Annotated in this window: 13 protein-coding genes; all 13 read right to left on the reverse strand. The window is 39.9% G+C overall.

Annotated features, from left to right (window positions below):
- The 13 genes from P162_RS14850 to P162_RS14910 all read right to left on the reverse strand — a co-directional run bounded on the left by P162_RS14850 (window position 1) and on the right by P162_RS14910 (window position 17,867).
- Entirely contained in the window at window positions 1-495 is a 495-nt protein-coding gene (locus P162_RS14850) for an asparaginase domain-containing protein (protein WP_031428469.1), read from the reverse strand.
- Complete coding sequence (locus tag P162_RS14855) at window positions 492-1,757, reverse strand: MFS transporter (RefSeq protein WP_031428470.1); 1,266 nt, start codon at window positions 1,755-1,757, stop codon at window positions 492-494. The genes P162_RS14850 and P162_RS14855 overlap by 4 nt, the downstream gene beginning before the upstream one ends.
- A gap of 32 nt (window positions 1,758-1,789) precedes the next feature.
- Entirely contained in the window at window positions 1,790-2,986 is a 1,197-nt protein-coding gene (locus tag P162_RS14860) for an efflux RND transporter periplasmic adaptor subunit (RefSeq protein WP_031428472.1), read from the reverse strand.
- Window positions 2,987-3,019: 33 nt separating this feature from the next.
- The gene (locus P162_RS14865) at window positions 3,020-7,411 is read right to left on the reverse strand and encodes a CusA/CzcA family heavy metal efflux RND transporter (protein WP_031428474.1); all 4,392 of its coding nucleotides are present in this window, start codon (window positions 7,409-7,411) and stop codon (window positions 3,020-3,022) included.
- Window positions 7,412-7,614: 203 nt separating this feature from the next.
- Window positions 7,615-7,974: a hypothetical protein gene (locus P162_RS14870; RefSeq protein WP_031428475.1), complete on the reverse strand. Its 360-nt coding sequence runs from the start codon at window positions 7,972-7,974 to the stop codon at window positions 7,615-7,617.
- 282 nt (window positions 7,975-8,256) lie between these two features.
- Window positions 8,257-9,990, reverse strand: coding sequence for an efflux RND transporter periplasmic adaptor subunit (locus tag P162_RS14875; RefSeq protein WP_031428477.1), 1,734 nt, complete (start codon window positions 9,988-9,990; stop codon window positions 8,257-8,259).
- A gap of 20 nt (window positions 9,991-10,010) precedes the next feature.
- The gene (locus P162_RS14880) at window positions 10,011-10,499 is read right to left on the reverse strand and encodes a DUF305 domain-containing protein (RefSeq protein WP_031428479.1); all 489 of its coding nucleotides are present in this window, start codon (window positions 10,497-10,499) and stop codon (window positions 10,011-10,013) included.
- Between the two features lie 18 nt (window positions 10,500-10,517).
- Complete coding sequence (locus tag P162_RS14885; RefSeq protein ID WP_035917113.1) at window positions 10,518-13,244, reverse strand: heavy metal translocating P-type ATPase; 2,727 nt, start codon at window positions 13,242-13,244, stop codon at window positions 10,518-10,520.
- A gap of 77 nt (window positions 13,245-13,321) precedes the next feature.
- Window positions 13,322-13,879 (reverse strand): helix-turn-helix domain-containing protein, encoded by a 558-nt coding sequence (locus P162_RS14890; protein WP_031428482.1) that lies wholly within the window; start codon window positions 13,877-13,879, stop codon window positions 13,322-13,324.
- A 2-nt stretch (window positions 13,880-13,881) separates the two neighbouring features.
- On the reverse strand, window positions 13,882-15,111 hold the full coding sequence (locus P162_RS14895) for a permease (RefSeq protein WP_031428483.1): 1,230 nt from the start codon (window positions 15,109-15,111) through the stop codon (window positions 13,882-13,884).
- An 8-nt stretch (window positions 15,112-15,119) separates the two neighbouring features.
- Entirely contained in the window at window positions 15,120-15,677 is a 558-nt protein-coding gene (locus P162_RS14900; RefSeq protein WP_031428484.1) for a potassium channel family protein, read from the reverse strand.
- 30 nt (window positions 15,678-15,707) lie between these two features.
- Window positions 15,708-17,198 carry an FMN-binding glutamate synthase family protein gene (locus tag P162_RS14905; RefSeq protein ID WP_031428485.1) on the reverse strand — a complete coding sequence of 497 codons (1,491 nt, stop codon included), beginning with the start codon at window positions 17,196-17,198 and terminating at the stop codon, window positions 15,708-15,710.
- Between the two features lie 9 nt (window positions 17,199-17,207).
- A complete protein-coding gene (locus P162_RS14910; RefSeq protein WP_031428487.1) occupies window positions 17,208-17,867 on the reverse strand; it encodes a DUF2231 domain-containing protein in 660 nt (219 codons plus the stop codon).
- Window positions 17,868-18,015: the final 148 nt, after the last annotated feature.

Below are 18,015 nucleotides of genomic sequence, written 5' to 3' on the forward strand. Positions count from 1 at the left end.
TTATTTTTCATTTTTAGACATAAATTTGTTGGTATCTGTGTTTTTGGTAACATTGTTCCAATGAAAAATTTCACCATTCATAGCGATATAGACATCAGGTTTTAGAAATTGTAAAGCGCTAAAGGCAAAACCTAAATTGAAGGGAGCATCGGTACTTTTAGAATTTCCCAATATAAATGAGCCTACAAGTAGAATGGTTTTTTTAAGTCCCTGCCTTCCAAGATAAGCCGCGGTATCTTCCATCGTAAAAGTCCCGTGGGTTATTAAGAATTTTTCTGCATTGGAAGCTTTTATTTTTTTTAGCAAAAACATCCTGTCTTCATCGGTAATTGATCGGCTATCTTTCGCGAATGCTTTTTCGATAATATAAGGAAAGGAAACATTGGCGGATTCGAGAAATTCTGCAATCGCTATTTTATTTTGTTTTTTCTCATTTTCTGGTTTTTTATAATCCAGGCCTTCAATGGTTCCCCCAGTAGTAATAATGTGTATCATAATTTCTTGGTTTTTTTTAATGGTATTCTTTTTGAGTTATGTTTGGGTCTCAAAAGCAGATAGACTACTAAAAGTAATAGTAGCGTTAGGATGCCGCCGTAGAGAAATTCCTTTTCGGGAAAATTGGTTCCCAAAAATCCGGCTATTGGATAAGCGAAAGCCCACCACAGATGTGAAAATGCGAAATGGGAGCCATATACTTTCCCCTGTTCACTATCAGATATATTTTCTCCTATAAGCGTTTCCGAAGGTATTTCTGCCAGACTTTGTCCCAAACCTGCGATGATCCAAAACACAAATAGCAGAGAAAAATTTAGGTAATTTGCGGCACTAATTGCGAGGCCTAATACTAAAGCTCCCACTATTAAGGAAACCTGCCTTGATTTGGATTTATCAATAGCCCCGGAAACGAAGGCGGCCACCGTTGCGCCAATACCGAAGGCGGCCATAATTAAACCATAATCCCTATCGGTAAGGTTCAATCCACCCTTTACAAGAATTATGGTATTTACCAATATGAAAGCTCCGGCCATCGCCGATACCAGTTCTATGAACAAGGCAAAACGAATGTATTTGTTTTGAAACAAGAGCTTGGCCCCTTTTGTAACATCTTGCCAAGTGGTAGGGTGTTTCTTCGAGACATCTTCCTTGTGGGCATTCAAAAAACTTTTTGGAAGGGTCAAGAGCAAAATCCCTGCGATAATAAATGTCGCCGCATCAATCAAAAATATTTCCCTAGCGCCCAACCAAACTGCAAGTATGCCTGCCAATCCTGGTCCCAGAACCCCCAGTAACTGATACGTGGCAACCGATAGGCCTATAGCTTGCCGATATAATTTCTTATCTACGATCTGAGGAATCACAGAACGATAGGTAGGGCTAAAAAAGGCATTGAAAACATTCATAAGAAACACCAAAACGTAAATTTGCCATTCGGCGGTAATGAACGGTAGCAAGGCAACAAGACCCATTCTAATAAAGTGGGTCGTGTACAGAATCTTTTTTCGGTCAATCCGGTCGGCAAGCACCCCGGCAAAAGGCGAAAAGATAATAAAGGCGGTTACCCGCAATGTGAGGGCGGTGGCCAAAATTACCGCAGCCCTGTCTTCCCCAAATTGATAGGCCAATAATGCCAAACCGACCCAAGTGAAGGCATCACCCAACAAGCTGATGGTCTGCGCGAGATATACTTTTGCAAACAACTTGTTTTGTAACGCCTGAAAAGGTTCTGTTAATTTGGATATAGCCTTGCCGATTTTCATTCTGATCTTCTGGAATTATTTTTTAATTGGAACTATTCTTCTTCAGAATTTCTCAATGCGGACAAGATGGAATAAGCATTTTTGGTAACAGGCTTAAAACTTTTGACATCAGCACTTTCAGCAAAAGTTATGGCCGTGTACCCTTCCTGTTCAATTCCTTTTTTAACCTGTTCCAATCTAAATGTATAACCATTGTCAGATTTTTCGGTTTGAAAGATTACAAAATCCTTCCCCTCATATTGAACAAGAGCTTCCGATGGAATCGCCTTTTGCTTATTTGTACCGCTTTCAATCCAAGCTTTTATGTACATTCCCGGTAATAAGCCTTTTTTGGCTTCTTTTTTTAAATGGCTGTAAACAGGTGTGATACGATCGTTTCCAGTAGCTTTTCCTATTAAAAAGACTTCTGCTGTGCGATTGAATTTATTATCGTTGGCAAGGGAAAACTTCACGGTTTGGCCAACTTCAATTTTTCCCAGATCTTTTTCAAAGGCATTCAATGCCAAATGAATATCGTCCAAATTAACTATCTCAAAAAGCACATCTTGTGGCGATACATAATCGCCGATATTCACATTGCTTGTTTTTACAAAACCTGTAATAGGGGAATAAAGGTTAGCAGTCCGGGAAATATTCCCGTTTTTAACGGAATTCCTACTAATTCCGGCAAGTGCAAGTTGTTGTTCGTACGCCTTGACCCGGCCTTGTGTTATTTTATAATCTGAAGAAACCTGCTGAAAGGTTTTTGCCGAATTGATGTCTTCCTCCCTTAATTGTTTTTGTCTGTTGTATTCTTCTTCCAGAAATTGGAGCTTGCTTAAACTTTCCAAATAATCCTGCTGAATTTGGATAAATTCAGGATTTTCAATCGTAGCCAACACCTGTCCTTTTTTAATCTCCTCACCGGGCAGTCTTCCGGCGGTTTTTAAATATCCCCCCAAAGGTGCAGATACAGAGGCCATACTTTTTGGCTCTACATCAACGACACCGTTTAGCTTCACGATATTGCTAAGATTTCTCATTTCGATCTCCCCGGTTTCAATTCCGGCGAGATTGTATTGATCTTTGGTAAAAGTGATTTGTTTGGATCCGTTGGTAGCAGTTTGTTCCTCTTTCATAGAGGATTCTTTGGAAGAATCCATTTTTTCAGAATCCTTGTTGCCGCAAGCCACTATAAATAGGGTGGATAAAATGAGCAGCGAAATTTTTGTATTAAATTGAATTTTCATCTTTTTATATTTTAAAGTGATACCACTTGATTTTTACAAGCCCAATAAGGCTTCGATTACTATGATGGACTGGTTATATTGATAAAGTGTATTTAAATATTCTGTCTGAATACTATTCGCCAAAGTGAGGTTTTGCAGGTATTGGGCATAAGAAACATTCCCGCTTTTAAAGCTCTTTTCAGAATTGTCAATAATGAGTTCCGCTTGTGGCAGTGCTTCATTTTGATAGTAATTTAAAGTACCCTGAAGTTTATAATATTCCTGCAACAAGTTTTGTAACTCCCCTTCCAATTGGGTCTGGTTCAGCTCAATTTGAGATTGGGCGATATCCTCTTCAATTTTTGCAGCATTTATCTTAGAACGATGGCCCCCAGGAAAAATAGGGATAGCTATACCTACCTGAAAAAACGAGAACCGATCATCCTTGCTGAAATTTTGGTTTGCTATTCCGCTATTTTGAACACCATTGAAGGTTTGGCTGTTATAACCAAACATAATATCCGGTAATACTTTGTTCCTTTCCACGTTGGTCTCCCGTTTCCTAACCTCTAATTGTCGTTTTAAATAAACGTACAAAGGGCTTTGCTCCACAGATTGTTTTTCGATATCCAAATCTATCTCCCGAGCAACCAGCTCAGCATCTGAAACACCAATATCATCATTAGTATTCAATACTACCTGTAAACGTTTTTTGGCAATTCTCAAATCGGCCTCGTTCTGTTGAAGCTTGTTTTTTATCTGCATCGATTGTGTTGCCGAGGTCACACTTTCCAGTTTTGTAGATTCACCAGTTTTATAACGCATTGAGCTTGATCTGTCCAGATTGCTGTACAGGCTATCTTGACGCTGCAACAGATGTTTATTTTCCACTAAAAACATATACCTCAAATAAGCGGATTTTACGTCTGCAATCAGTTTGTTTTCGGCTATAGCTTTAAGTTGCTCACTGCTATTGACCCTAGCTTTTGCCAACTTGAACTGACTGGTGTAAACTGTAGGAAAATTGATCCGCTGGATAACTCCATATGAATTATCCTTTATTGTGGGTGTATTAAATTCACCGCCTGAATAGGAAAATTCTGTTTTGGGAATGGTTATCGCACCGTACTTTCCTGTTTCCTGAACCTCAATTTCATATTGCGCGATCTTGATTCGGTTATTGTTCTGTAGTGCAATTTCAATAGCCTGTTCTAAGGTAAGTTCACGCTCCTGCACTTGATTCATTTCTTGTGCTTGAAGTTGCATCGCCGGAAAGAACAGTCCACCGATCACGATTAAAGTGGTGGCTATTTTCTTTTTCCCGAAATTGGACCTAGCTTTTCTGTCAGTAAAATAGATATACAAAATTGGTAGGACAATAAGGGTTAATGCCGTAGCCGTAATTAAACCGCCTATTACAACAGTAGCTAATGGTCGCTGTACCTCCGCCCCTGATGATGTTGACAAGGCCATTGGCAAAAACCCTAATGCGGCAACGGTAGCGGTCATTAATACCGGTCTCAGTCTCACACTTGTTCCTTTACGAACACGTTCATAAATATCTGTGACCCCTTCTTCTTTGAGCCTGTTGAATTCTGCGATAAGTACAATTCCGTTCAAAACAGCCACCCCAAACAACGCAATAAAACCAACCCCAGCTGAAATACTGAAAGGTAGATCTCGTATTAAAAGTGCAAAAACACCTCCAATGGCAGATAAAGGTATAGCCGTGAAAATGAGCAAACCTTGTTTTAGGGAACCAAAAGCGAAATAAAGCAGTATTAAAATAAGCAATAAGGCTACTGGTAGGGCGATCATTAAGCGTTGATTGGCCTCTTTCAGATTCTGAAATTGTCCGCCATAGGTTACATAATAACCTGGGGGCATATCAACCTTTGCAGCCATAATCTGCTTGATATCCTCAATAATACTTTGAACATCCCTGTCACGTACATTAAAGCCAACCATAACCCGACGTTTTGCATTATCCCGTTGTATTTGGACGGGGCCGGGCTCAAAGGAAACCTTGGCAACCTCACTAAGTGGGACTTGTTGGCCTTCAGGAGTACCTATGTATAGATTTTCAACATCCGTTATATCGCCACGGCTTTCTTCTTGCAGGCGTACTACGAGGTCGAAACGCCTTTCACCTTCAAATACCATTCCCGCTGCCTTTCCGGCGAAACCGGTTTCAATGGCGTTATTTATATATGCTACATTCAATCCATATTGCGCAATTTTATCACGGTTTAATTCAATCTTTATTTGAGGTAACCCTGTAATCTCTTCCACATATAAATCGTTGACCCCTTCTACAGATTTTATTTTCTGTCCTACTTCATTAGCCAAATCTGACAGCGTGGACAAATCTTCCCCATAAATCTTCAGTACCACATCTTGTTTTGCGCCGGTCAATAATTCATTGAAACGCATCTGTATGGGCTGCTGAAAGCTAAAGGTGGCATTGGGGATTACCGATAGGGATTTCTGCATTTCCGCAATTAACTCCTCCCGTTCTATGTCGTTTCCTTCTGGTGAAAGAATTATCATCATATCACCGGCTTCAATGGGCATTGGGTCTGTTGGGATTTCCCCAGAACCGATTTTGTTGACGACCTGATCCACTTCTTCTGGATATTCATTCAATAATATGGTCTGTGCTTTTTGAGAGACATCGACCATCTGCTGAATGGAACTCCCCACAGGAACCCTTGTTTCCACGGCAAAATCTCCTTCGTCCAATTGGGGGATAAACTCGCCACCCATATTGGCAAACACGACCAGCGTAATAACAAATAAGCCTATTGCCAATCCAAGTACCCAAAGTTTCGCACGAAGGGCGGCTTCTATAATGGGACTATACATACGCTGGAAGAAATCCATCATTTTATCGGAAAAATTCCTTTTATGTGCTGTCTTACGACCTAGCGCAAGGGCAGACATCATCGGGACGTATGTAAGCGACAATATCAAAGCCCCCAGAATAGCGAACATCACCGCTTGTGCCATTGGGTGGAACATTTTTCCCGCGACCCCGCTCAAAGCCAAAATAGGCAGGTACACGATCAGTATGATGATTTGTCCAAAGGCAGCGGAATTCATCATTTTACCCGCTGAGCTTTTTACTTCAATATCCATTTGTCCAGAAGACAACTTTTCAACCCCGGCATACTTCTTTTTACCGCTATGAATACCGAACATTACAGATTCAACAATGATCACCGCCCCATCTACAATAAGGCCAAAATCTATCGCCCCCAAGCTCATCAAGTTACCCGCGACCCCGAAGAGGTTCATCATTGCAATGGCAAATAACATTGAGAGCGGTATCACCGATGCTACCACCAAGCCACCACGTAGGTTACCCAAGAAGAGTATCAAAACAAAAATAACGATCAATGCACCTTCTACAAGATTTGTAGTAACGGTGCCGATTGCACGGTCTACCAGTTTTTTTCGATCCAAATAAGGCTCAATGGTCACCCCTTCGGGCAGGGTTTCCTTTATTTGTTCAACTTTATCTTTCACCCTGTTTATGACCGCCGAAGAATTAGCCCCCTTTAGCATCATTACAATTCCCGTGACTACTTCACCTTCCCCGTTTCGGGTTGCGGCGCCATAACGAATCCCGTGGCCAAACTGTACATTGGCGACATCCCTTATCAGTATGGGGGTTCCGTTACTTTCCCTGACAACGATCTTGTTTATTTCATCCAGATTGTTGACCAAGCCTTCACTTCTAATAAAGTATGCATTGGGGCCCTTATCAATGTAAGCCCCGCCCGTATTCTGATTGTTCATTTCAAGAGCCGTGAAAATATCTTCAATGGTTATATCCATACTTTGAAGCTTATTGGGGTCTATGGCAATTTCATATTGCTTTACAAAGCCACCAAAACCGCTCACTTCGGCAACTCCTTTCGTTCCCAATAACTGCCGTTTAATGATCCAATCCTGTATCGTTCGCAGCTCGGTAACATCGTATTGATCCTCATAACCTTCCTCGGGATGCACCACATATTGATATATTTCTCCAAGACCTGTTGTAACCGGTGCCATTTCAGGTTTCCCCACTCCCTCCGGAATTTCATCTGCTGCGGATGATAGGCGTTCCTGAACTTGCTGCCGTGCCCAGTAAAGATCGGTATCTTCCTCAAAAACGATGGTTACAATAGAAAGACCAAAACGGGAAAATGACCGCATATCCTTTATTTCAGGGATGCTTACCATTGTCTGTTCGACCGGAAATGTAACAAGCTGTTCGACCTCTTGCGCGGCAAGCGTAGGGGAAACGGTTATGACCATTACCTGATTATCCGTAATATCCGGTACGGCGCTTATGGGCAGTTTGGTAAGCGAATAGGTTCCCCAGCCAATAAGGAACAGGGTTAATATTCCGACAACAAGCTTGTTGTTGATCGAAAATTGAATGATTTTATCTAACATTATAGTAGAAGAATTTTAAGATGGAAAACGAAAATGAGAATCACCAAAAGCCGATGTTATACACCTGTTAAAAAGATGTATCGTTTTTAATGCTAAAGATGAATTAGGGATAGCTATGACAAAATATTATTGCATAACTAAATAGCAATATTAGTAGCATCAAGTTCTGTTGAAGCTTGAATACTGAATATCACTTTAAAAAATTAACAAGAAGGAGGTCCCCGAAGGGTATGGGAGGATAAAAAAGTTGTAAAATATGGAATTATAGGATAATCCCGAAAACGTTGCTTTTCAAAGTTTGCGTGCCAAATAAATTGATTGTCTATATCAACTATTAAAGCGGAATTTTGGAGAATTTTTGTCTTAACATTTAGGGTTTTAACATCTCCGGTTACATATTTTAAAGTCCTTTCATTAGAAGAATGCTGAAAGTTTTCAAATATGTGACTTAGTTCTAAATGTTCTTGAGCTATTTGTTGAGGACCTATTTCAGAAACAATAGAAAAAGAAATATCTTCGCCCTGTGATATATGATTATGAGGCACAATGTCGTGGCCTATCATAATGAAGGCTGCGGTAAGGAACAGTATATTTCTAAATAGCTTCAAAAATTTAATCCTAAAATTTCTCTGCGAAAATAGCGATAAGTTTTTTCTTAAAAAAATAAAAGATATTTTTAGTGAGTAAAAATATCTCTCAAAACTGATCAAGGTGTATGCCTTCACTGAATAAAATCCGAATCATTGAAAAGTTATACTATACTTTTGGGTTTAAGAATTTACGCTTGGCAGAATGATTAGAAGATTAACGTTTTGCTTGTTCGACGTCTTATTCTGAATTATTTATTACAAAGAATCAATTGTACTCCCACAGGTCATCATCTGCTCTCCATAATATGGATTGCGGATTTCTTTATTGGTACTTAGCCAAAACGCACCTTTGCTATTATTGGCCATCGGACATTTCTGAATCAATATTTGAGGGTCGATATTCTTAATATTCATTACAAGGGGCACCATATTTTGATTCAATACAACAAAATGATCCCTTTGATTTTTGATATTATCCGTTTCATTGATAGCAACCAACATTCGCTTGATTTTGGAAATGTGGGATTGTTCCATTTTACCCAAATCACTTTCCGCGACCGATTGTAGTTTTTCTAATGTAGTTTTGGCGGAAGCAGAAACATCAGCGACATTTCCAGCAACAAATGCATCTTTCATATTTAGATAGGGTTTTAAGCTTTTCTCAATCGCCGTTTGCGCTTCTTGAGATAGTTCCATCTTCATTTCTGGTATCGTGGTTTCATCCTCAACATTGTCTTGGTTCATCATCGATTTTTTACCGCGTAACTGCGCAGCTGCATCTACCGTAAATGTACCATTGGTTACGATTTCATCACCATTTTCAAGACCATCTGTTATGGTATAGGTTTCACCATTTCTATTGCCTATGATTACTTCCCGCATTTCAAAAACAGGTTCGTCAGGATTGGTTTTTACGTAAACCACCGAACGTTCTCCTGTCCACATTACCGCAGATGCTGGAACAACAAGTTGCTGTTTCTTGGAAGCACTAACACCCTCTATGTTTCCAGCAACAAACATTCCCGGTTTTAAAAGGTTGTTATTATTTTGTATGGTAGCCCGTACCGTTACCACTCTGGTTTGGGTGTTTAATACCGGGTCAATAAAAGAGATGGTAGCATCAAATTCCTTATTGGGATAGGCATTGGTGGTCATTTTTATTTTCTGTCCTTTTTTAAATATGGAAATTTGGTTTTCATAAGCATCAAACTCTGCCCAAACCGAGTTTAGGTTGCTTAATTTCAAAATAGGCTGCCCCTGTTTTACGTAATCGCCTTCTTCCGCCATTTTCTCGGAAACTGTTCCAGAAACCGTGGCATAAATCGGGAAATTCTCACGTACTTTCCCTGATTCTTCAATACTGTTGATTTGGTTTTCCGAGAGTTTCCAAAGCTTTAATTTGTTTCGGACCGATTTGTAAAGTTCTGGTTGGCTTTCTTTAAGCGATGCCGTTGTAATAAGCTCCTGTTGTGCTGCGACAAGATTGGGCGCATATATGGTTGCCAAGAGCTGTCCCTTCCGGACTTCCTGTCCTTCATAACTTACATTGAGGCGTTCTATCCTTCCGTCGAAGTAGCTTGCTTGAACAGAATTTGCTTCCTCATTTTCTACAATTTTTCCGGTAAGCGAAATAATATTCCCGTTTTTTCCTTCTGCATCCCCAACTATACTGGTTTGAATATTTGCCAGGGCCATTGCATTTTTTGTCATTTTAAACTGGTCGGCCGCGAGTCCATCTGCACTCGATTCTGCCGGAATCAAATCCATCCCACAAATGGGGCAGTCACCGGGTTCGGGCTGCATAATCTGGGGGTGCATAGAACACGTCCACATTCCTTCTGCGGTTTCAGCGGAATGTTCGTGATTATCTGACATAGTTGACACGTCCTTAACCGCCATTGATTTATCTACCGATGTACCAAAAATGAGCCAACCCGCAAGCAGTCCTACGAGTACTGCAATGCCTATATATATTAGGTTCTTATTCATAACTTATTTTCTTAGTTTATTTATTCGTTATTTTCCAATCGCTCGATATATGCTTTCATTTCGGCGATTTCCTTTTCCTGTGCCTTAATAATCTCATCTGCTAATTTCCGTACTTTAGGATCTTTGATCGCGGCTCTTTTACTGGTAAGAATGGCTATGGAATGATGGGGAATCATAGCTTTCATATAAAGCACATCTCCAATCGGTTTTTGAGTGCGTACCAAAGACAGAGCACCAATAAAAAGTACTAGGCTACCGAGATAAATTGCGATATTCTTTTTTCTGTTTTTATACATTTGGAGCATCAAGGAAAGCATAATTACCGCCATTGCCGAAATCCCCAGACAAGCCATATAAAACCGTGTAAGGCTGAAATAGACGTGGTTCCATTCATAGGTGTTCAAATACATTGTAATGTACATTGCTATAAATGAAAGAACCAGCATCACTATAAATTTGCCATAGTTGCTTTTCTTCGTTCCGATGTTATTTTTTTCAGTTGAATTCATTTTTTTATAATTTATTGGTTAGTTGATAGATTTTGTTCGTAATCTGAGTGCATTTCCTATAACGGAAACCGAACTGAAGCTCATTGCCAAGGCCGCAATCATTGGGGATAATAAAATTCCAAAGAAAGGGTAAAGTAAACCAGCGGCTATGGGGATTCCCAAGGTGTTATAGATGAGGGCGAAAAACAGGTTTTCCTTAATGTTTTTCATAACCGCGTCGCTCAAATTCCTTGCTTTTACGATACCGTGCAGATCGCCTTTGACCAATGTGATCATTGCGCTTTCAATCGCCACATCTGTTCCCGTTCCCATTGCAATCCCCACATCACTTTTGGCCAAAGCAGGTGCATCGTTGATACCGTCGCCTGCCATTGCAACTACTTTGCCTTCGTTTTGCAGTTTTTCCACTTCCTGCAATTTATTTTCGGGGAGCATTCCTGCCTTAAAATCGGCGAGATTGAGTTCGCTTGCCACGGCTTGTGCGGTGTCGTGATTATCGCCCGTCAACATTATTACCGAGATACCCTTATCTTGCAGTTCTTTAATGGCCTTGGCACTTGTCTTTTTAATTTTATCGCCTATCATTACGTAACCCGAAACTTCACCGTCTATCGCCAAATATGAAACTGTTTTTCCTTGTTTCTGAAAAGATTGTACTTCGGCTTCCATTTCTGTTGAGATAGTTGCATTAGCGTACTCCATCATTTTTGCATTTCCCAGATCAAGCTTTTTCCCATCAACCGTTCCTTCTACTCCTTTTCCTGTTACTGCGCTGAAGTTTTCGGTTTTAGAGAATTCGGTATTTTGCTCTTTTCCGTATTTTACAGTCGCTTCTGCAAGTGGGTGCTCACTGGAACTGTTTAGGGAAGCGATGAATTTTAGAATTTCATTTTCGGAAAAATTTGAACCAAAAACACCTATTTTCTCGACGGTAGGTTTTCCTTCTGTAATCGTTCCTGTTTTATCTACGATAAGGGTATTCACCTTGTCCATTTTCTCCAGCGCTTCAGCATTTTTTATTAATACCCCGTTTTGCGCTCCTTTGCCAACCCCTACCATTATAGACATTGGCGTAGCCAATCCTAATGCACAGGGACACGCAATAATAAGCACTGCAATGGCATTGACCAAGGCATATACATAAGCTGGATTTGGTCCCCATATCGCCCAAACTGCAAAAGTAATTAAGGAAATTAGAACCACTACTGGAACAAAATAACCGGAAACCGTATCAGCCAATTTCTGAATAGGCGCGCGACTGCGACTCGCATCATTTACCATATGTATAATCTGGGAAAGTAAGGTGTCGCTACCCACTTTTTCGGCTTTCATCAAGAAAGATTGATTGCCATTTATGGTTCCACTGCTTACCTTATCTTTTTCAGCTTTATCAACTGGAATAGGCTCTCCCGAGATCATAGATTCATCTACAGTTGTATTTCCTTCCGTAATTACGCCATCCACGGGAATTTTATCGCCCGGTTTAACTCTTAGGATATCCTCTTTTTCAATCTGGTCAATAGAAACTTCTTTTTCGTTACCGTCTACCACTCGCACCGCTTTATTAGGTGCCAATTTTAGTAATTCCTTGACTGCGGAATTGGTTTTACTATGTGCACGGGCTTCCAATACTTGTCCCATTAAAACTAATGTGAGGATTACGGTAGCAGCTTCAAAATAAACGTGTACTGCGCCAGAATCCGTTTTAAATTGTTCAGGGAAGAAATCTGGAAAGAACATCCCGAATACACTGAAAAGCCACGCAACGCCCGCCCCTATGCCAATAAGCGTAAACATATTCAAATTCCACGTTTTGATACTGCGGTAAGCGCGTTCAAAAAACATCCACGTAGCATAGAATACTACAGGGATGGATAAACCAAACTGAACCCAGTTCCACCATTTCTGTTCCATCAAATCGTACAATGGATTATTTGGAATCATTTCGCTCATTGCCATTAAGAAAATGGGCAATGTAAAACCCAGTGCTATCCAGAATTTTTTAAGCAGTTTTTTGTAGGTCTTTTCTTCAGAAGAAAGATCTGGTTCCATCGGGACGAGATCCATCCCACAAATAGGACAGGCACCCGCTTCGTCCTTTACGATTTCAGGGTGCATCGGGCAGGTCCATTGATCACCTGAAGTAGCAAATAAATTTTGTTCTTCGACCAAATCCATTCCACATACTGGACAATCCCCCGGTTTGTCATAGGTCTTATCATCCTCGCAATGCATTGGGCAATAGAACGCACCCGTTCCTTTGCCTTTTGGCTTTTCAATCTTTTCCTTAGTAGGTTCAGGACGCTGACCTGCCTTGTAAATTGTATAACCGCCACCATCTTTCTTTAGGATATCCTGAAATTTTTCTATTGATATTTCAGATTTCATATCAACAACCGCCTCGGCTTTTTCCAAGCTTACAGATACGTTTACAACATCATTTACTTTGGAAAGTGTATCTTCTACGTGCGACCTACAACCATTGCAGGTCATTCCATTTATCGGATAGGTGCGCGTCATTATACCATCGGCTTTAACTGGATGTATATGGTATTTGCTTTTCTTTTTTTGTACCGCTTCTTCAAATTTATCTATTGAGATGTGGTTTTGCATTTCAATGGTTGCAGTTGATGCATCTAAGTCTATATCAACATCGATAACATCTGGAACATCGCACAAGGCTGATTTAACGTTTCTCATACAACCCTTACAGGTCATTCCTTCAATTTGATATGTATGTTTCATCTTAAAAACTATTTAATGTTAAGCTGAACAAGTTATGCAGCTTTCAAGGTGGAAGCTTTGATAATTCAGGTTAATTCTTATACAATTCTATCCAGCGTCCTACGATTCCATTTTTGTAGTTTCCTGTATTGGGTCATTGACATCCCCGTCATATTTTTAAATTGCTTTGCGAGATGGCTTCCACTATTATAATCCAAGGAATATGCTATTTCAGCAAAAGTCTTATTGCCCATTTGCAATAGTTCTTTTGTTTTTTCTACTTTCAGTTTTATTAGATATTTTTCGACTGTAATTCCTGTTGAAGCACTGAAAGACTTGCTAATGACAGAGTAATCAACATTGAGTTCATTGGAAAGGAAAGTGGACATCTTTTCGTTTAAGCCTTGGAGGCTTTCGACTTTCTTTATCAAAGCTGTTTTAACATTCTCTACTAGAACGGAAGTATTACTATCAATAACTTCAAATCCATTACGTTCTGCTATCTCTTTTAAAACACTTTGACTAACTGACGCTTCATCCATAACGATTAATTCGCCCAATTCAATAGATAAAATATCTATTCCTGCTTGCTTTAATTCTTGTTTTAGGACCGTTTTGCAACGGTCGCAAACCATATTTTTCAGTTTAACCTTCATATTTATTGGATTAAAAATTTTACAGCCAATCCTCCCGCAATCCATATATAACTGATAAAGGCCGCATATTTTAAGATGTTTTCGAGCAATTGGCTTTTTGGAGCCATTTCACCCATTTTGCTGTCCACATCCTTCTTTTTGAAAAAGCCCAGATAAATCAAGTATCCTGATATAATCAGAAAAGCAAGATTTAGGTAAAAGGTATAGTTGATCTTAAAATATTCGCTATCCTGAACCTGTACCTGTGATGGATCTGGTAAAAGGCTCATCAAGTCAAAAGAATAGTGCAAAATAAGTGAGGCTCCAATTAACGAAGTAAATAGTAAGAAGAGAATAAATAATGACATTTTCCAACCGTAGTACTTCGCATTGATCCTTAAAATTGGAAAAACGACCAGATCACTGAAAATAAAGGCCATTACCCCCGCAAAACTGACCCCTTTTCCGAAGAGCAAAGCAGCCAATGGAATATTGCCCATAGACCCTATAAAAGTCACGAATGCTGCAACGGGGCCCACTATAATATGCTCCAGAATTTCAAAAAAAGAGAAGTCCGTATTGCCCTGACCACTCCCGATAAATAGGGTCTGAAACCAGGCATCAGGAACAAATGCCGCAACAATACCGGCAATGGTAAAGCCCACGGTTACATCTTTCCAGACCATTTGCCATTCCATTTTATATTTTTTGCCCACTTTTGCCCAGCTATCCTCATTTTGCATCTGCTTTTTCCAATCTTTGGAATCGTCCATTCCTGAATCTCCGTCCTCCTTTTCGAGGTTTTTTCTTGCCTTGTCAATGAGCTTTTTGGGATTGATGAGCCGTATTAAAATCCAGCTGATCCCTATTAATAAAATTCCCCCGGCATATTCGCCCACTACGAACTGCCATCCCAAAAAGATGGAAATAATAATCCCCAACTCGATGACAAGATTGGTAGAGGCCAATAAAAAGGCTATGGAAGAAATGAAACTTGCCCCTTTTTTGAAAAGGGATTTTGTGGATGCAAGTGCCGCAAAGCTGCACGAACTGCTAATAAACCCAAAAAACGTACCTAACAATACGCCCTTGAATTCTGCACCGCCCATTGTTTTCTGCATTCGTTTTTCGGTCACGAAAATCTGGATCATACTGCTGATGATGTAGCCCAACACGAATGCCCACAGCGCCATCCAGAAAAATCCGGTGGTGGTATATGCGGCTTCGCCCCATTGTTTTAAAAAATCGTTCATATATTATTTTATTTATTTTCGTTTATGCGTATCTGGTTAATATTTGCAATCCCGAATACAAGTACAAAAAACCGTAATCCTATTTCTAGCATAACAAGTGTTTTGGCGAGTACCGAGATTGGAACAACGTCCCCATAACCTACTGATGAAAAGGTAATTGTACTAAAATAGATATGCTCAAAAAAAATCTTAATTCCAGTAATTCCCATTTTATAGGAAAATTTGAAATTTTGAGGGTCAAAAAATTGCAATGAAGTGAAATCAAATGCAAATGAAATTATAATCATACTTATGAGTAGTCCAAACAAAACAAGTATATGGCTTAGCAAATGACTCTGACCGATGATTTTCATTAATTGGTCAAAGGAAAGCCTTACAATAAAATATGTCTTTACTAATGCAAATACCAGGATTGACCAAGACAACCATATTGCATCTCTAAATCGAGGTAGAACCCAAAGGCTCAAAATAGAAAGCCCCACAATAACTGCAATGGTTGGTAGAGCTTTTGATATAAGCTGGGTGTAAAAAGCATTTTTATATTCTATATCTCTGGGTTCGCTCATCGATTAATCGGGATTTAAATTTTTACTTCATTAATTATAAATTTCTCCATAAGATTTCTCATCAGTTTCATTTATTCTTTTGAAAATATTTTCTTTAGAGATTCCTTTTCTATCTTTTAACCCCATTGAAGTCAATATTTCTTTTAAGCCTTCAATGGTGTTTTTATGATAATTTGCAACTTTGGTTTTCTTATCATCCACAACTAGCGAGGCAACCCTAGAAGGATTCATCGTAGTGATACCCGTAGGACAGGTATTCAGATTACACTTTAAGGATTGTACACACCCAAGGGCGAACATCATTCCTCGGGCACTATAACAAGCATCAGCTCCCAAAGCTAAGGTTTTGTAGAGATCGAAAGATGATATGATTTTTCCTGCGGCAAGTATTTTGATGTATTGCCGTAAATTATAATCGATCAAAGTTTTATTTGCAAAATGCAGTGCTTCGGGTAGTGGTGTGCCCCCCCAATGCAAAGAATCCATATTTGCCGCCCCTGAACCACCTTCAGCACCATCTATGACTATAAAATCTGGATAGTCCTGCATTTCGACAAGTATCTTTACCATTTTCTCAAACTCCGTTTTTTGCCCTAAACAGAGTTTGATCCCAATAGGTTTGCCATTTGAAAGTTTTCGTAATTTTTTGATGAATTCGACTAGTTCTTTGGTGTTCCCAAAAGCACTGTGGTGGGCAGGGGAATGAATTTCGGTATGTGCTTCTATCTCTCTGAATTTTGAAATTTCTTCCGTATTTTTTTTGGCTGGAAGTATTGCCCCAAAACCAGGTTTTGCCCCTTGTGAAATTTTGATCTCGACCATTTTTACGAGATCGTTCCGGGCTATTTCACTAAACTTTTTAGCATCAAAATCCCCATTTTCATTTCTGCAACCGAAATATCCCGTACCAAATTGAAAGATTAGATCAGCACCATATTTTTGGTGATAAGGTGTTAGCCCACCTTCTCCTGTATTTTGTGCAAAACCAGCTATTTTTGCTCCGCCGTTAAAAGCAAGGGTAGCGTTTTTACTGATGGAACCATAACTCATCCCGCTCAAGTTCAAAATACTGGCGTTATAAGGTTGGTAACATTTAGGTCCTCCAATAATCACTCTAAAATCATCTTGAATAGTTGCAGAAGGAAACGCTGAATGTACAAACCATTCCCTTCCTAACTTTTCATAAGATAATTGTGTTCCAAAAGGCTGACTTTTATTAGCGTCTGCGGCCCGTTTATATACAATTTCCTTCTGTATCCAGTTAAAGGGCATCCCTTCCGTACGGTTAAGAAGCAAGGTTTCTTGAAGTACGTGGCGCTGTTCTTCCAATAGATTCGTAATCCTTCCCAATAAAGGATAGGTGCGTTTTATGTTATCGGATTTTTGAAAATAATCCATAAAACCCAACAGTAGAAATGGAATTATTAATAAAGCGATCCACCATAAGTAGGGTAACCAAATGATAAGCCCGGTCAATGCCATGACTAAAAATAAAGCTGTAATTAAAAATACTTTTCTCATCTGTTACATTTAATGGGAATGTCCACCTTCTTCATGTTCCTCGCCCATATACTGTCCCTGTGGCCCCACACCTTCTATATAAACCAATTGAGATCCGTAGTGCCCGGCCCAGGCTACCGAATATCCAGCAAAGGCCATCACAAGAAAGGTCACGATCTCAAACCAGCGTACCTGCTTATAGAAAAACAGGCTGACCACTTTAAGCACCGCTGCGGCAGCACTCGACCACATGGCCCACATGGCATGTTTATCGTGCTGCTCCAGCACGCTTTTGGCCGTTGCGGTAAGGCCTTCGGTATCTGGGTGCACAAAGTTGGCGGCCACATAAGCCCCTATAAAACCCGCTCCTATCGTCATCAGAATGACCCAGTCCATCGTACGGGTCATGGTAAAAAGCTGTATGAGCTGTAGCACAACTGCAAGTAAAAGCAGTACAATGGGGAAGTGAACCACGAGCGGGTGCAGGTTGGGGAACTCATCAAGGTCTGCCGTCACCTGATCTTGGGCCGCAGTGGAAGCAGCAAGGGTGGCGATCGGGACTGTTGTATTATCAACTGTTGTTTCAAGCTTGTTGAAGGACACCTGATTCAAATCTGCCGCAAAGGCGTTTGAGAAGTTTCCAAAATAGGTCAACATCAATACGGTAAAAAATAGTTGTCTCGTTTTCATTTCTGTGGTTTTTGAATTAGTTTCCAGTTAATTGGCGCCACAAAGCCCCCATGATTATATTGGCTATAATTCCATAAATGATAGAGTTGAACCATTTTCTAAAGCCAACTTTCTTTTGTTCTTTTTCATTTCCTGTTTTGCAACAATC

Origin of the sequence: Flavimarina sp. Hel_I_48 (assembly GCF_000733945.1) — a bacterium.
GTDB lineage: Bacteria > Bacteroidota > Bacteroidia > Flavobacteriales > Flavobacteriaceae > Leeuwenhoekiella.

Excerpts from the sequence above, each read along its gene's own strand:
- P162_RS14850 (WP_031428469.1), bottom strand. The coding sequence starts at position 495 with ATGATACACATTATTACTACTGGGGGAACCATTGAAGGCCTGGATTAT.
- P162_RS14855 (WP_031428470.1), bottom strand. The coding sequence starts at position 1,757 with ATGAAAATCGGCAAGGCTATATCCAAATTAACAGAACCTTTTCAGGCG.
- P162_RS14860 (WP_031428472.1), bottom strand. The coding sequence starts at position 2,986 with ATGAAAATTCAATTTAATACAAAAATTTCGCTGCTCATTTTATCCACC.
- P162_RS14865 (WP_031428474.1), bottom strand. The coding sequence starts at position 7,411 with ATGTTAGATAAAATCATTCAATTTTCGATCAACAACAAGCTTGTTGTC.
- P162_RS14870 (WP_031428475.1), bottom strand. The coding sequence starts at position 7,974 with ATGATAGGCCACGACATTGTGCCTCATAATCATATATCACAGGGCGAA.
- P162_RS14875 (WP_031428477.1), bottom strand. The coding sequence starts at position 9,990 with ATGAATAAGAACCTAATATATATAGGCATTGCAGTACTCGTAGGACTG.
- P162_RS14880 (WP_031428479.1), bottom strand. The coding sequence starts at position 10,499 with ATGAATTCAACTGAAAAAAATAACATCGGAACGAAGAAAAGCAACTAT.
- P162_RS14885 (WP_035917113.1), bottom strand. The coding sequence starts at position 13,244 with ATGAAACATACATATCAAATTGAAGGAATGACCTGTAAGGGTTGTATG.
- P162_RS14890 (WP_031428482.1), bottom strand. The coding sequence starts at position 13,879 with ATGAAGGTTAAACTGAAAAATATGGTTTGCGACCGTTGCAAAACGGTC.
- P162_RS14895 (WP_031428483.1), bottom strand. The coding sequence starts at position 15,111 with ATGAACGATTTTTTAAAACAATGGGGCGAAGCCGCATATACCACCACC.
- P162_RS14900 (WP_031428484.1), bottom strand. The coding sequence starts at position 15,677 with ATGAGCGAACCCAGAGATATAGAATATAAAAATGCTTTTTACACCCAG.
- P162_RS14905 (WP_031428485.1), bottom strand. The coding sequence starts at position 17,198 with ATGAGAAAAGTATTTTTAATTACAGCTTTATTTTTAGTCATGGCATTG.
- P162_RS14910 (WP_031428487.1), bottom strand. The coding sequence starts at position 17,867 with ATGAAAACGAGACAACTATTTTTTACCGTATTGATGTTGACCTATTTT.